Genomic DNA, 15,076 nt, shown 5'->3' with positions numbered 1-15,076 from the left:
GTACAGCCAGTGGGGTACCCGGCTCCGGTGCGCACGCCGCCGTCCCGTTTGGTCGCCCTCGGCCCGCGGTGCCATTCTGGGGTGAGAGGCAGCGCAGTAGGGCGCGACCGGGAGGGCCCATGGGACGGGACGTCCCGGCGCTGGTCTTCACCCGTGAGGACCGACGCCGGTACCGGAGCAAGATGCAGCAGTGCCTCGACGTCCTCGCGCAGATGCTGCGTGAGGCGCGGTTCGACGTCGAACGCCCCCAGGTCGGTCTGGAGATCGAGCTGAACCTGGTGGACGAGCGGGGCGAGCCCGCGATGCGCAACAGCGACGTGCTGGCGGCGATCGCGGATCCGGCCTGGTCGACGGAGCTGGGCCGGTTCAACCTGGAGATCAACATTCCGCCCCGCAGGCTCACCGAGGGCGGCCCCGACGCCTGGGAGGGAGAGATCCGTGCCGCGCTCAACCACGCCGAGGAGCGTGCCGGGTCGGTCGGCGCCCACCTGATCATGATCGGCATTCTGCCCACGCTGCGGCAGCAGGACGTCGGCGTTGCCGCGCTGTCGGAGAATCCGCGCTACCGCCTGCTCAACGACCAGATCTTCGCCGCCCGCGGCGAGGACCTGCACATCGAGATCGGCGGCGTCGACCGGCTGCGCACCTACGCGGACACGATCACGCCCGAGGCCGCCTGCACCAGTACACAGTTCCACCTCCAGGTCTCGCCGCAGGAGTTCCCCGACTACTGGAACGCCGCGCAGGCCATCGCCGGCGTCCAGGTCGCGCTGGCGGCGAACGCGCCGTTCCTGTTCGCCCGGGAACTGTGGCACGAGACGCGCATCCCGCTCTTCGAGCAGGCGACGGACACCCGACCGCAGGAGATCAAGGTGCAGGGGGTGCGGCCCCGTGTGTGGTTCGGGGAACGCTGGATCACCAGCGTCTTCGACCTGTTCGAGGAGAACCTGCGCTACTTCCCCGCGCTGCTGCCCCTGTGCGACGAGCAGGACCCGGCCGAGACGCTCGAACGCGGAGACATCCCCCACCTGGCCGAGCTCACCCTGCACAACGGCACGATCTACCGCTGGAACCGGCCCGTCTACGCCATCGCCCACGACAAGCCGCATCTGCGGGTGGAGAACCGGGTGCTGCCGGCCGGCCCGACCGTCGCCGACACCCTGGCCAACGGCGCCTTCTACTACGGCCTGACCCGCGCCCTCGTCGAGGAGGAACGCCCGGTGTGGTCGCGCATGTCCTTCTCCGCCGCCGAGGACAACCTGCACACCGCCGCCCGGGACGGCATCGAGGCGCGCCTGTACTGGCCGGGCATGGGCGAGGTGCCCGTGGCGGAACTGGTGCTGCGGCGGCTGCTGCCGATGGCGCACCGCGGTCTGGAGCGCTCCGGCATGGACGACGCGTGGCGGGAGCCGCTGCTCGGCATCATCGAGCAGCGGTGTGTGTCCGGGCGCAACGGTGCGGTGTGGCAGACGCAGATGTTCCACCACCTCGACTCCCTGGCCCACATGGGCCGCCACGAGACCCTGCGGCGCATGACACAGCAGTACATCGACTACATGCATCTCAATGCGCCCGTGCACACCTGGCCGGTTGACTGACCCCGTCGCGGGCCGGGCGGTCGCGGTCCGTGTGGCGCGCCTTCAGATGCCGTCGCCCGGTTCGGCCAGTTGCTGCCGCGAGACCAGGTTCAGTTTGCGCATGGCTCGGGCCACGTGCTGTTCCACCGTGCGCGGCGACAGGTGCAGGGTGGCGGCGATCTCCCGGTTGGTCAGTCCGGAGCCGGCGAGCTGGGCCACTTCGCGCTCCCTCGGGGAGAGCTGGTCGCCGTAGGCGGGACGGCCGTTCGGGCGCCGTTCGGGCGCGGGGCCGTGGACGCGCAGCAGCGCGCGGGTGCGGGCGGCGTCCCAGGTGGCCCCGAGGCGCGTGAACTGCTCGACGCAGGAGGCGAGTTCGGCCGCGGTGGAGTCGGGGCCGCCGCCGTCACGGGCGGTCAGCGCGCAGCGTCCGGCGCCTTCGGCGGTCAGCGCCCGCGCGTACGGGCGGCCGAGCGCGGCGTAGGCCGCACACGCCTCGCGGTACAGCGCTGTCGCCTCGGACGCCTCGCCGGTGGTCTCGGCGAGCGCGGCCCGGGTCCAGGTCAGGGCGGCGCGGGCGCCGGGCGCGTCGACGCCGTCGAGTCCCGCGGCGAAGGCGTCGACCATCGACCGGGCCTCCGGCAGGCGGCCCGCGCGGGCCGTCGCCTCGACCGCCCAGGGGGCCAGTTCGGCGGCCCAGGCCCAGATGCCCTTGCGGGCGACCTTCTCCCAGGCCGTGCGGGCCTCGGCGGCCGCGTTCGCCACCTCGTCACGAGCCAGTTCGCGGCGGATCAGCGCCCCGGACATGGTGGCGGCCTGGCTCGGCGAGACGTACTCCGGCGCCGTGCCGCGCTCGCCCGACAGCCAGGACACCGCCCGGCCCCACTCGCCCTGGGCCAGCGCCAGCAGGCCGAGGACCAGCCGCCCGTCGCTGGAGATGAGCGGCATGTCGAAGGTGGCGGCCACGAACGTCTCGCACCGCTCCGCGAGCCCCTGCCAGCGTCCCCGCATCCAGTCGAGCGTCAGGCGGGCCCCGAGCGCCGTGTGCTCGGTGAACGGCGAGCCGCTGGTCACGGAGAGTTCGACGCCTTCGGCGAGGAGTTTCTCGGCCCGTTCGTACTGGCCGAGCCACACGGCCGCGTCGGCGGCGTTGCACAGCCCGCGCGCGGCGTGCCGGCGCGCCTGGGCGTCCGTGCTCGTGGTGGGCAGGTCCTCCAGCAGGGCCCAGCCGCGTGGGTCGCCCCGCATGGTGGCGAGGGTGACCCGGGCCGTGGCGACGGCCGCACGGGCGGCCTCGTCGCCGCTGTCGGCGGCGGCCTGGCCTGCGGCCCGCAGCCATTTCTCGTGCACGTCGGCGCCGGTGCCGGGCCAGCGTGGTGAGGCGAGGGCGCACATGGCCCGCGCGGCGAGGGCCGGCCGTTCCTCGCGCAGTTCCGCCGCGGCCTGTTCCAGCACGGCGCGGCCGTCCTCGCCGCCGACCTGGTTGACCATGAGCAGCCCGAGGTCCAGGCGGATCTCGCCGCGCACCGCGGCCGGCAGGGTGTCGTCCCGCACCACCCGTTGCAGGGCCTCGACGGTCTGGTCGGAGCGCAGCCCGTCGACGGCACTGCGGGCCAGCACGGGCGCCAGACGGGCCCGGGCCTGCGGGGAGACGAGCGGGGAGGCCATCGCCTGCTCCAGCAGCCCGATGGCCTCCTGGTAGCGGGCGCTCTCCCCGAGGGCGTGGGCCTCGTCCGCGGCCCGTTCGACCGCCCGCAGCCAGCTGCGCACGCGGCCGGCGGCGCGGCGGTGGCGGGCCAGTTCCGGCCAGGACGCCGGCTGCCGGGCGCCCAGCGCGTCCGCGGCCCGTCCGTGCAGGTGCGCGCGGAGGGGGCCGGGCAGCACCTGGTGCAGGGCCTGGGCGGCGAGCGGGCAGATCAGCCGGTAGCGGCCGTCGGCGGCCTCCACGAGCAACCCGGACGCCAGCGCGGCGCCCAGGGCCGTACGGCCCTCCCCCGCTCCGAGGGCCGCCACGGCGATCAGCTCGGTGTCGGTGGCGGGACGCTCGAGGACGGCCGCGGCCCACACGACGGGCCGGTGGTGCTCCGCGAGCGCGGCGGCACGGCCCAGCACGAGATCGGCCAGCCGGACCGGGACCCCGGCCGCGTCCACGTCGGCCGGGGTGTACCACTGCGCGTCGGGGCAGTCCCGCAGCGCCTCCACCAGGTCGGCCACGACCTGCGGCACGCCCGCGGAACGCTCATGCAGCCGCGCGACCGCCTCCGGTGTGCAGCGCCTGCCCAGGGCCTCGGTGGCGAACCGGCGCACGTCGTCGGCGGTCCACGGCCGCAGGCGGTGCCTGCGCACGGACAGGTGGGGCGGGTAGTGCGGCGGTGGCGTGCCCAGCGGCAGTCCCGGCTCGGGCAGTTCCTCCGGCCGGTAGGTGACCACGGCCGCCAGTCCCGGGCGCGCTCCCTCCAGCACCTCGCGCAGCCATGCCGTGTCCCGGTCCCGCGCCCGGTGCAGGTCCTCGGCGACGAGCAGCAGCGGCCCGTCCCCGGCGGGGGGCGGGGGCGGCTCGCCCGTTCCGCAGGCCCACACCTCTCGGGGCGTGCGGGCAGCCCAGGGGGCCGTGGTCAGGCAGCGGACGAGACGGCTCTTGCCCAAGCCGGCGGGGCCCTCCACGAGCACGAGCACCGGCCGGCCGGCTTCGCCGTCCAGCGTCCGCCGCAGCCTGTGTATCCACGGAGCGTCACCAAGCGCCACCACATTGCTCCAGCCGTCGGCCCCCGGATCTGCCAGCGTTCGAACGACGATTGTGCGTCCGAGGCGGGGCGGAACAAAAGACTCCGGTCGGGATCGACCGGAGCCGTGGCGCACACAGCGGGTTAATTGCGTATACGTAGGGCCCCCTCCCCGGATGGCAGGCACGGCGGATCGCCCATACGTTCGTCACACCGACCGACCGACACAGGAAGGTGGACGTGGTGGCCAAGCCGTTCTTCCAGGTCGACGTCCCGATCACGCACCCGGCCCAGCCCGAGCGGCGGGGCAGCTATGTCTTCACCGGCCAGGCCGACAGCGGCCGGGAAGCCGTGCGGATCGCCCGCGAGGTGTGTGACGCGGCGCTCGCCGCCCACGCGGCCGGGCTCGACGTGCCGCGCCGCCGGCCCGACGGTTGGGGGGCGCGCGGGGTGCGGCCAGGCTGGGAGCCGGACTGGGAGGCCGCCCGGGCACACGCGTGGGACGCCGTCCACGGCTGGTTCACCCGCTCCCGCACCCGCGCGGGCGCCCCCTCACGGCGCGCGCCCGGCGCGTGAGCCGGGACGCGCGGGGCGTCCGGTCTCCTAGGCCATGCGCAGCACGACGAGGACCACGAGGAGCACGGTGGCGCCCGCGCTCGTGCCGTGGGCGACGACGGCGGTCAGCGGGAAGTGCCGCTCGGCGGTGGCACCGCCGGCGTTCGAGTGCCGGCCGGAGCTGGGCAGCCAGCGCAACAGCATCATGAACCCGAAGGCCGCGACGATGAGGACGACCGCGCAGGCCGCCCACGCCGAACCGCGTACTCCGCCCAGCAGATAGGCGGTCCAGGCGGCGAGTCCGGCCACCGCGAGCGCGACGTGTCCGAGCACCAGCCACAGCGGCAGCCGGGTCACGCCGGGCGTGCGCTGGCGCAGACCGCCGTGGCGGATCCACACCGTGGCGAGATAGCCGCCCAGAACGGCCGTCAGCACCCAGGCACACCACACGATGAGACGCATACGCCCCACTCCCCCTGCCTCGTCGGCCGGCCGCGTCCGGTTCGGACCCTGCGCGGCTCAGCACACCCGACGAAGCGGGAGACGTCCGGACATTCATCCTGTAATTCACTCGTTGGAGTGATGAGCGGGGAGTTGTGGCGCTCCAGCTGCTACACGGGCCGCACGAGGCACGTCAGCGCCTGCGGCCGCGCACCGACCAGCCGCCGCCCACACCCGCGAGGTGCAGGGCCAGCGCCGTGAGGCCGAGCAGCATGATGTTGGTCGAGGTGAACGTGTCGTTGGTGGAGATGTCAGCCGCGTTGATCAAAAAAGCGATGAAGAACAGAACCGCCGAGACGACAGCCAGCACGATGCCCTTCCCTTCCGCTTCCGCGAGAAAAACAAACACTCTTTCGCCTTGCGGATGCCCCGAGTCCGGGCGCGCACGCGGAGGGCGCTCGCGCGGAGTCCCGGGGACGGGCGTCGGTGCGTCGCCGAGTGCGGTGCGCCTCGTGGTCACACCGCACCCTGCGCAGGCCGTTGGTGGCCGGCCGGGGCGTTGCCCAGGCCGGCCGGGATCCCCCGTCGGGGCCTACGACGTGAACCGCTGGCTCGCCGAGCCGTCGCAGTTCTGCAGGCGCAGCGGCTCGCGCGGTGCCGACTGGGCCAGGCACAGTCCGGTCGCGGCGGCCGGGCGGATCGTGGCGCCTTCGCGGACGAACTTCTGGTTCGCCGCGCCGGAGCAGTTCCACACGATCAGCGCGGCGCCCGCGCGGTACTGGGCGCCGGGGACGTCCAGACAGCGGTCCTGGGTGAGTTCGGTGTGGTAGGTCTGCCGGGCGGCGTCGTACCACCAGTGCTGGTTGCGGTTGCCGGTGCAGTCCCAGCCGAGCACGCCGGTGTCGTTCGCGCTCCGGGAGGCCGTGACGTCCATACAGGTGCCGGTGGCCTCGTTGCGCAGCGGGGCGTAGACGTCGTCCCAGGCGAAGGGGAAGAGCGTCGGTGTGCCGGAGGAGTTGACGTCCGCGCAGGACGCCTCGCGCAGGCCGGCAGCGTAGAAGCGGGTGAGGCAGGCGGCGAAGGCGGCGTGGCCGCGGGCATTGGGGTGGAAGGACTGGCGCACGGAGTTCTCGTCGGGCAGGCCGGGCTTGGACACGTCGATGAACAGGCCGCGGGCCCAGGTGTTCTCCGTGCACACCTCGTGGCCGTGGAAGAGACGGGAGTTGTCCAGGTAGAGGGCGCCGGTCTCGGCCGCGGCCTTGCGGATGCCGCGCTCGAACGCGGGGACGGCGGTGTTGCGGCCCCAGACGGTGTCGGAGTCGTAACCGAGGCCGCCGCAGGCGAGCTTGGTGCTGAAGTCGGGGTTGTCGCGGAAGTCGGGGCCGATGGGGCTGGGGTAGCTCATCAGGACGAGTTTGTAGTCGCCGTCGGCGTAACCGGCGTCGCGCATCACGGACTTCAGGTCGCGTACGGTCTGCTCGACCTTGGGTACCAGGGCGTCGACGCGGGCCTGCCAGCCCGGCGCGTACTTCGGCTCGCAGGGGCCCTGGGAGAGCAGGTAGCGCTCGACGCAGTCGGTCATGACGGGGCCGAACTGCAGGTCGTCGTTGGCGCCCACGACCAGCAGGACCATCTTGATGCGGGTGTTGCGCGCCTTGACGGCGAGGTTGTCGCTCTGGACGAGCTCGTCGGCGTACTGCTTGCCGCCGCCGATCCTGATGTTGCCGGTGTAGGCGCCCGAGCAGGCGACGTTGTACGTGAGATCGGCGGGGATTCCGGTGCGGTGGATGGCGGCGTCGGGTGAGCGGTGGCACCAGTTGTCGGGGCCGTTGGTGGGCGTCTCGTAGGTGCCGACTCCCTCGCCGGAGATCTCGCTGTCGCCGAGGGAGATCAGGGCGGTCTTGCGGTCGGCGAGGGGCCGCTGCGCCGGGTCGCCGTAGAGCTTGGTGGCCTCGGCGGCGCGGACGGCCTCCAGGTCGGGCGGGAGCGGGGTGGCGGACAGCGGGGCGGCGGACGCCTGCCGCGGGGCGCCTTCGGCGGCGGTCGCGGTGGCGGGGAGGGTGGCCGTCGCCAGGCCGAGCAGGGCGGCGAGGGTGGTGACGGTCCACCGGATGCGGTACCCGGAGCGTCTCATGACACCTCCTGGACGTGGGGTTACCCACGGTATTTACTGGCCGGTAGCCGCGTTTGGGAATACCTCTGCCGAGTAAAGTTGAGGGAGTCTCAAGTTCCGCTTCGCGGCTTCGTGCGTCACCGACCCCGGAGGTGCCCGTGCTGCGAACGACCCTGACGGCGAGCGTGGTTGCGGCCGCACTGCTCACCCCCGCCACCCTCCCGGCACACGCCAAGGCCCCCACCCCGGCCCGGCAGGGGGAGCCGGGCGTCCCGCACCTGACCGACCGGCAGGGGCGGGTGCTCACACTGCGCGGCTGGAACGTCGAGGACAAGACGAACCGGGGCGAGAAGGCGCTGTCCGCCATCACCGAGCGGCACTTCCGTGACCTGCGCGCCCACGGGTTCGGCTTCGCCCGGCTGCTGGTCTTCTGGGACGATCTGGAGCCACGGCCGGGCCGGTACAGCGAGGCGTACCTGAAGAAGATCCGGCGCATCCTGGACTGGGCCGGGCGCTATGACATCAAGGTGGTGATCGACGCCCACCAGGACGTGTTCGGGCCCGCGTTCGGCCATCGGGGCATCCCCGAGTGGGCGACCAGGACCGACGGCCTGCCGTTCACCCCGCATCCCGGCGACTGGTTCGCCGAGTACTTCGAGCCCGCCGTCCAGCGCGCCTTCACCCACCTCTACGACGACCCAGACCTGCGCCGCGCCCAGGCCGACGCGTGGCGGGTACTCGCCCACCGCTTCGCCCACCACCCGGCGGTGATCGGCTACGACCTGATCAACGAGCCGATGGGCGAGCTGAAGGAGGGCGAGGACCTGCCGGCGGCGGCCGGCCGCATCGAGCGCGAGCAGCTCACCCCGATGTACAACCGCCTTGCCGACGCGGTGCGTTCCGCCGACCGGGACGGCTGGGTCTTCGTCGAGCCCACGCCGATCGTCGGCGAGGGTGTGCCGACCGGTCTCGGGCGGATCGACGACCCGAAGGTGGTGTACGCCCCGCACTTCTACAACACCGCCATGGAGGCCGGCGCCGACTACGACCCGAGCGCCGGATGGATCGAGGCGTACGAGCGGGCCGTCGTCGCGTACCCGAAGCAGTACAAGGTGCCGGTGGTGGTGGGCGAGTGGGGACCGCTGAACAACTCGCTGCCGAACATGCGGCGTTTCTACGGCGACGCGCTGGCCTCCCTGGCCCGCTACACCTCCGGCTGGGCGGGTTATGTGTGGTGCTACGGCGGCGGCTACTGCGCACTCGACGACTCCGGTGCGTTCCGCGTCAACAAGGAGCTGACCACCGAGCCGTACGCGGCGAGCGTGGCCGGCACGGTGCGCTCCGCGTCGTACGACCCCGCGGCGGGTGTGTACCGGCTGGTCTACCGCGCCGCACGGCACGGCTCGCGGCTGACCGAGCTGTCCCTGCCCCGGGGCGCCTGGCACGTCACCGCAGACGCGACGGTGCTGCGCACAGCACCCGGCCGGGCGTGGGTGCTGGCCGTCCCGGGGCGCGAGGTGACCGTCACCGTGCGGCGAGCCGCGGGCTAACGGCCGGTGGACGGCGGCAGCTGGGCCGCGCTGACGCGTTCGCCGAGCACCTCGGCCATGAACCGCACCAGCCACCGCTGTGCGGGGCTGCGCGAGGACTCGTGCCGGGCGTACAGCGCCACCTCGATCGGCTCGGTCTCGAAGGGCAGGCGCACCAGACGCAGCCGGCGCGAGGCCGTGAAGACCTCCCCCACGAACTCGGGGACGATCGCGATCAGGTCCGTCTGCTCCAGCAGGTACGGCAGCATCGAGAACCGGGTGGCGTCGACGGCCACCCGGTCCAGCAGCCCGTACGTGGCGAGCACCTCGCGGGGTACGACGTGGCCGCTGGGCCCGTAGACGGTCGCGTGGTGCTCGGCGGCGAGTTGTCCGAGGCTCACGGCGTCGCCCTGCACACGGGGATGGTCGGCGGCGACCATGGCGACGTAGCGCTCGCCGAACAGCGGGATGCGCACGGTGCTGTGCGAGGTCAGCACCGGGGTGGCAACGAAGGCGTCCAGGTCGCCGCGGCGCAACTGGTCCTCGGCCTCCTCGACGTCCAGCGCCCGCACGGTGAACGACACGCGCGGGGCCCGCGCCCGGGCCGCCGCGAGCAGGCGGGGCAGCAGGGTCGCCTCGCCGAGGTCGGACAGGGCGAGGGTGAAGCGGCCCGGCATGGTCTCGGGGTCGAAGGCGTCGGCCTGTCGCACCGCGCCGTCTATCTCCGCGAGCGAACGCTGCAGCGGCTCGTACAGCCGGCGGGCGCCCGCGGTCGGCGTGAGTCCGCGGCCGGTGCGCCGGAACAAGTCGTCGTCGAAGTGGCGGCGCAGCTTGGCCAGGCTGTAGCTCACCGTCGGCTGGGTGAGGTGCAGCGTCTCCGCGGTGGCCGTGACGCTGCCGGTCTCGTACAGCAGGACGAAGACGCGGGCCAGGTTGAGGTCGAAGTTCCTCATGGCGCGGCACTCTATCGACGGCTTCTATATCGACGCGCGGAAACATCTATTGGAGTCCATGTCGCGGGATCCCTAGCGTGGCGTGCGTCACTTCGGAAAGGAACGTCCCCGTGCCCTCCGTTCGCCGTGTCTCCCACGAGTTCCTCCGCCGCCAGGGCCTGACTACGATCTTCGGCAACCCCGGCTCCAACGAACTGCCCTTCCTCGCGGAGCTGCCCGACGGCTTCCGCTATGTGCTGGGGCTGCACGAGGGCGCGGTCGTCGGCATGGCCGAGGGATACGCGCAGGCCACGGGCCGCACGGTGCTGGTCAATCTGCACGCGGCCGCCGGCTCCGGAAACGCGATGGGCGCCCTGACGAACGCCGTGGTCTCCCGCACGCCGCTGGTGGTCGTCGCCGGGCAGCAGGTGCGCGCGGCCATGGGCCCGGAGGCGCACCTCACCAACGTGGACGCGCCCGCGCTGATGAAGCCCCTCGTCGGGTGGGCCGCCGAGCCCTCGTGCGCGCAGGACGTGCCGCGCGCGCTGGCACAGGCCGTCTTCGAGGCGCGGCTGCAGCGGCGTCCGGCCTATCTGTCCGTTCCGTACGACGACTGGGCGGAGGACGCCGGGGACAACGCCCTCGCCGTCCTGGACCGGCAGGTGCGGCAGGCCGGTGCGCCCGGCGCGCAGCAGGCGCGATGGCTCGTGGACCAGGTGACCCGCGCGCGACGGCCGGCGCTCGTGCTGGGCGGTGACGTCGACACCGACGGTCACTTCGACGCAGCCGTGCGGCTGGCCGAGGCCCTGGGCGGCCCGGTGTGGGCGGCGCCGTCGCCGTTCCGGCTGCCCTTCCCCAACCGGCACCCGCAGTTCCGGGGTGTGCTGCCCGCCGGTATCGAGCCGGTCCGCGAGGCCTTCGAGGGCCACGACCTGGTGCTGGTCCTCGGCGCGCCCGTCTTCCGCTACCACGAGTACCTGCCGGGCCGCTATCTGCCCGAGGGCACCCGCCTGGTGCAGATCACCGGAGATGCCTCGGCCGCGGCACGCGCGCCGATGGGCGAGGCACTGGTCACCGACCCCGGCGCGGTGATCGAGCTCCTGCTGGCCTCCCTCGACGCGCCCGCCGCGCCCGCCGCCCCCTACCGGCCGGTGCCGCCCCCGCGGAAGGCCGAGGACGCGCGCCTTCACCCCGAGGAGGTCTTCGCCGCGCTGCGCGAGACGCTGCCCGAGGACACGGCGTACGTCGTGGAGTCGACGTCGACGAACGCGGCGTGGTGGCGCCAGATGGACCTGCGCCGGCCCGGCTCGTACTACTTCCCGGCGGCCGGCGGGCTCGGCTTCGGGCTGCCCGGCGCGGTGGGCGTCACGCTCGCCCGGCCCGACCGCCCCGTCGTCGCCGTCACCGGCGACGGCTCGGCCAACTACGGCATCACCGCCCTGTGGACGGCGGCCCGGCTGCGGCTGCCGCTGACCGTGGTGCTGCTGCGCAACGGCACCTACGGGGCACTGCGCTGGTTCAGCGGGCTCCTCGGGGTGCCGGACGCTCCCGGACTGGACATCCCCGGCATCGACTTCACCCGGATCGCCGAGGGCTACGGCGTCCCGGCCGCCCACGCGTCCGGCGTCGAGGAACTGCGGGCCCTGCTCGCCGTACGCCCCGACGGACCGCGGCTGATCCAGGTGGACACCGCTCTCACCACCCCCAACTGACCGCGACGAGAAGACGAGGAAGGCACCGCCGATGACACTCCTGGACAGCGACGTCTGGAGCGGAAGGTTCTTCAGCGGGGGCTGGCGCAGCTCCGCCTGCGAGCAGCCGGTGCTCGAGCCCGCCACCGGTGACCGGCTCGGCACGATCGGGGTCGCCACCCCCGACGACGTACGCCGGGCCGCCGCCCGGGCGGCCGAGGCGCAGCGGGAGTGGGCGCGGACCTCTCCGCAACAGCGGGCGGCCGTGCTGCGGCGCGCGGGTGAGCTGTTCACCCGGCACACCGCGGAGATCGAGGGCTGGCTGGTGCGGGAGGCCGGCTCGGTGCGGGCCAAGGCGGGCTTCGAGACCGGACTCGCGATCGGCGAGTGCTTCGAGTGCGCGGGTCTGCCGACGCATCCGCAGGGTGAGGTGCTCACCTCTCAGGAGGCCCGCTGGTCCCTGACCCGCCGTCGGCCCGCCGGTGTGGTGAGCGTGATCGCGCCGTTCAACTTCCCGCTCGTCCTGGGGCTGCGCTCGGTGGCGCCGGCGCTCGCCCTGGGCAACGCGGTGCTGCTCAAGCCGGATCCGCGGACCGCGGTCAGCGGCGGCGTCGTCATCGCGCGGGTCTTCGAGGAGGCCGGCCTGCCCGACGGGCTGCTGCACGTCCTGCCGGGTGACGCCTCGGTGGGGCAGGCGGTCGTGGAGGCGCCCGAGGTGCGGGTGGTGTCGTTCACCGGCTCCACACGGGCCGGGCGGGCCATCGGCGAGCTGGCCGGGCGGCTGCTGAAGCGGGCACACCTGGAACTCGGCGGGAACAACGCACTGGTCGTGCTGCCGGGTGCCGACGTGGCGAAGGCGGCGTCCGCGGGCGCCTTCGGGTCGTATCTGCACCAGGGGCAGATCTGCATGACGACGGGACGGCACATCGTGCACGAGTCGCTGCTGGAGGACTACGTGGCGGCGCTCGCGGCGAAGGCCGAGGCGCTGCAGGTCGGGGACCCGGCGCGCGAGGAGGTCGCGCTCGGCCCGATCATCGACCGCCGCCAGCTGGAGCGGATCCACACGATCGTGACGGACAGCGTGGCCGCCGGTGCCAAGGTCGCGGCGGGCGGCGAGATCGTGGGGGCCGGATATCGCGCCACCGTGCTGACCGCGCTCACGACGGACATGCCGGCCTGGCAGGAGGAGATCTTCGGCCCCGTCGCACCCGTCCTGGGCTTCTCCACGGTGGAGGAGGCCGCCCGCATCGTCGACGACTGCCCCTACGGGCTGTCCGTCGGCATCCTCGGTGACGTCGGGACGGCCATGCAGCTCGCCGACCGCATCGACTCCGGCAAGGTCCACATCAACCAACAGACCGTCGACGACGAGCCCAACGCACCCTTCGGCGGGGTCAAGGCATCCGGCACGGGGTCCCGGTTCGGCGGTGCCGCCGCGAACATCGAGGCGTTCACCGAGACCCAGTGGCTCACCGTCCGCCCCGACATCGCCGACTACCCGTACTGACCCGTCCCCGCTCGTCCCGTCTCCCGCAGCCGCCTTCGAGGAGAACGCCTCCCCATGACATCCGCTCACCCCTCCCCCCTGCCGGGCCGCGGCCCCTGGACCGTCGTCCTGTGCTGGATCACCGTCCTGCTCGAGGGCTATGACCTCGTGGTGCTCGGCGCCATCATCCCCACCCTTCTGAAGACCCGTCACCTCGGGATGACCGCCGGGGACGCCACGACGATCGCCACGCTGTCCCTGGTGGGTGTCGCGATCGGCGCGGTGTCCGTCGGCCCGCTCGCCGACCGGCTGGGCCGCAGGGCGGTACTCATCGGCTCGGTGGTGCTGTTCTCGCTGTTCACGATCCTGGTGCCGCTGGCCGGTTCGGTCACCGTGTTCGCCGTGCTGCGGCTCGCGGCGGGACTGGGTCTGGGCGCCTGTATGCCGGTGTCCCTGACCATGATGGCCGAGCACATGCCGGCCGAGCGGCGGGCACGGGCCAGCACCCTGACCATGACCGGCTACCACACCGGCGCCGTGATCACCTCACTGCTCGCGCTGGAGGTCACCGACGACTGGGAGGTGCTCTTCTACGTCCTCGGTGCCGCGGGCCTCGCCGTCGCCGCCGTCCAGTGGTTCCGGCTGCCGGAGTCGGAGGCGTTCGTGCGGGCCCGCAGAGCCGAGGAGGCAACCGCGCGCGTTCCCTTCACCGAACTGCTCAAGCCGGCGTACCTGCGGGCGGGCGTGGGCGTCTGGCTCGCCTCTTTCATGGGGCTGCTGCTGGTGTACGGCCTCAACACATGGCTGCCGAAGCTGATGAACGACGCCGGCTATCCGGTGCCGACGGCCGTGACGCAGCTGCTGGTCCTCAACATCGGCGGAGTCGTCGGTCTCGTCCTGGCCGGCTTCGTCGCGGACCGGCGGGGCATCAAGGGCACCACGCTGGGCTGGTTCGCCACGGCGGCGGTCATGCTGGCGCTGCTGAGCGTCAGGACGGACGGCGACCTGCTGCTGGACACGGTCGTGTTCCTCACCGGTGTGTTCGTCTTCTCCGCGCAGGTGCTGGTGTACGCCTATGTGACGGCCTTCTACCCGGCGTCCGTGCGCGGCACCGCGCTCGGCTCGGCCTCCGGCATCGGCAGGATCGGCTCGATCGTCGGTCCCTCGGTCAGCGGGGCGCTGGTGGCCGCCGGGATCGGGCATCCGTGGGGTTTCTACTTCTTCGCCGCTGTGGCTGTCCTCGCCGTGCTCGCGGTGCTCACACTGCCGGGCGGTGCACCGCGGGCGGGCACCGAGCCCGCTGCCGAACCGGCCGTCTGAGAAACCGAGTTGTGGGGGTGCGTCATGATCGCGTAGGGTCCGGGACGTGAACACCGGACCGGCTCTACGCCATGCACGGATCGGCGATCCGGTGGAGAGCTGATCCCACCGCGGGTGCCCGACAGGCACCCCCACACCTCGGCACGCGGACCTCCCGGTGCTCGTGAACCACGAGCACCCATCCGTTCCGTTCGAACCACGAGGTCTGCCGAGACATGTCTGTCAGCTTCAACCACACCATCATCGCCGCCAAGGACCGTGAGGAATCCGCTCGCTTCTTCCGCGAGCTGCTTGAGGTGCCGCCCGCGCCGTCCTGGGGCCCGTTCACCAACATCCAGCTCCCCGACGGCGTCCTGCTGCAGTTCGCCGAGCCGCCGGTGGAGATCCAGATGCAGCACTACGCCTTCCTGATCGACGACGCGCTGTTCGACCGGGCGTACCGGCGGCTGCGCGAGCGCGGTGTCGAGCACTGGGCCGATCCCCGGATGCAGCGCCCGAACGAGATCAACCACGAACACGGCGGCCGGGGCGTCTACTTCAAGGACCCCGCCGGTCATGCGATCGAGCTGATCACCCGGCCGTATCTGTAAGGAACTCCGCGGGCGGCACCAGTACGGCCGCATGCCGGGGTGGCGCAGCGCCGACTGCGCCACCCCGGCCCCGCACATGCCGTGGGCGCCCGGCCCCGGCGGGGTTGTCGCGGAGCACAGGA

Annotated in this window: 12 protein-coding genes; 7 read left to right on the top strand and 5 right to left on the bottom strand. The window is 72.9% G+C overall.

Going from position 1 to position 15,076, the window contains the following annotated elements:
• The first annotated feature begins 119 nt into the window (after window positions 1-119).
• Window positions 120-1,598 (top strand): glutamate-cysteine ligase family protein, encoded by a 1,479-nt coding sequence (locus ACZ67Q_RS05275; protein WP_471176622.1) that lies wholly within the window; start codon window positions 120-122, stop codon window positions 1,596-1,598.
• 42 nt (window positions 1,599-1,640) lie between these two features.
• Here ACZ67Q_RS05275 and ACZ67Q_RS05270 read toward each other — a convergent pair whose 3' ends face one another.
• A complete protein-coding gene (locus ACZ67Q_RS05270; RefSeq protein ID WP_471176620.1) occupies window positions 1,641-4,220 on the bottom strand; it encodes a helix-turn-helix transcriptional regulator in 2,580 nt (859 codons plus the stop codon).
• A 320-nt stretch (window positions 4,221-4,540) separates the two neighbouring features.
• Here ACZ67Q_RS05270 and ACZ67Q_RS05265 point away from each other — a divergent pair, with 320 nt between their 5' ends.
• Window positions 4,541-4,873 carry a hypothetical protein gene (locus ACZ67Q_RS05265; RefSeq protein WP_471176617.1) on the top strand — a complete coding sequence of 111 codons (333 nt, stop codon included), beginning with the start codon at window positions 4,541-4,543 and terminating at the stop codon, window positions 4,871-4,873.
• A gap of 27 nt (window positions 4,874-4,900) precedes the next feature.
• On the opposite strand, the gene ACZ67Q_RS05260 is transcribed toward ACZ67Q_RS05265, so the two are convergent.
• The 3 genes from ACZ67Q_RS05260 to ACZ67Q_RS05250 all read right to left on the bottom strand — a co-directional run bounded on the left by ACZ67Q_RS05260 (window position 4,901) and on the right by ACZ67Q_RS05250 (window position 7,427).
• On the bottom strand, window positions 4,901-5,314 hold the full coding sequence (locus ACZ67Q_RS05260) for a hypothetical protein (protein ID WP_469927835.1): 414 nt from the start codon (window positions 5,312-5,314) through the stop codon (window positions 4,901-4,903).
• Window positions 5,315-5,486: 172 nt separating this feature from the next.
• Window positions 5,487-5,663: a hypothetical protein gene (locus tag ACZ67Q_RS05255; RefSeq protein WP_471176615.1), complete on the bottom strand. Its 177-nt coding sequence runs from the start codon at window positions 5,661-5,663 to the stop codon at window positions 5,487-5,489.
• A 222-nt stretch (window positions 5,664-5,885) separates the two neighbouring features.
• Window positions 5,886-7,427, bottom strand: a complete 1,542-nt coding sequence (locus tag ACZ67Q_RS05250; protein ID WP_471176614.1) for a ricin-type beta-trefoil lectin domain protein — start codon at window positions 7,425-7,427, stop codon at window positions 5,886-5,888.
• Between the two features lie 137 nt (window positions 7,428-7,564).
• Here ACZ67Q_RS05250 and ACZ67Q_RS05245 point away from each other — a divergent pair, with 137 nt between their 5' ends.
• Entirely contained in the window at window positions 7,565-8,956 is a 1,392-nt protein-coding gene (locus ACZ67Q_RS05245) for a cellulase family glycosylhydrolase (RefSeq protein WP_471176612.1), read from the top strand.
• On the opposite strand, the gene ACZ67Q_RS05240 is transcribed toward ACZ67Q_RS05245, so the two are convergent.
• The gene (locus ACZ67Q_RS05240) at window positions 8,953-9,888 is read right to left on the bottom strand and encodes a LysR family transcriptional regulator (RefSeq protein WP_471176610.1); all 936 of its coding nucleotides are present in this window, start codon (window positions 9,886-9,888) and stop codon (window positions 8,953-8,955) included. The genes ACZ67Q_RS05245 and ACZ67Q_RS05240 overlap by 4 nt on opposite strands.
• A gap of 110 nt (window positions 9,889-9,998) precedes the next feature.
• Between ACZ67Q_RS05240 and mdlC the strand changes: the two genes are divergently transcribed.
• From mdlC to ACZ67Q_RS05220, 4 genes are all read left to right on the top strand, one after another.
• Complete coding sequence (gene mdlC / locus ACZ67Q_RS05235) at window positions 9,999-11,579, top strand: benzoylformate decarboxylase (protein ID WP_471176608.1); 1,581 nt, start codon at window positions 9,999-10,001, stop codon at window positions 11,577-11,579.
• A 31-nt stretch (window positions 11,580-11,610) separates the two neighbouring features.
• Entirely contained in the window at window positions 11,611-13,065 is a 1,455-nt protein-coding gene (locus tag ACZ67Q_RS05230) for a benzaldehyde dehydrogenase (RefSeq protein ID WP_471176606.1), read from the top strand.
• A gap of 54 nt (window positions 13,066-13,119) precedes the next feature.
• The gene (locus ACZ67Q_RS05225) at window positions 13,120-14,364 is read left to right on the top strand and encodes an MFS transporter (protein WP_471176604.1); all 1,245 of its coding nucleotides are present in this window, start codon (window positions 13,120-13,122) and stop codon (window positions 14,362-14,364) included.
• A gap of 215 nt (window positions 14,365-14,579) precedes the next feature.
• A complete protein-coding gene (locus ACZ67Q_RS05220; protein ID WP_471176601.1) occupies window positions 14,580-14,954 on the top strand; it encodes a VOC family protein in 375 nt (124 codons plus the stop codon).
• Window positions 14,955-15,076: the final 122 nt, after the last annotated feature.

It is taken from the genome of Streptomyces sp. NPDC036813, from assembly GCF_055609245.1.
Note: the sequence above shows the minus strand (reverse complement) of the source record. Positions and strands in the feature narration are given on the sequence as shown.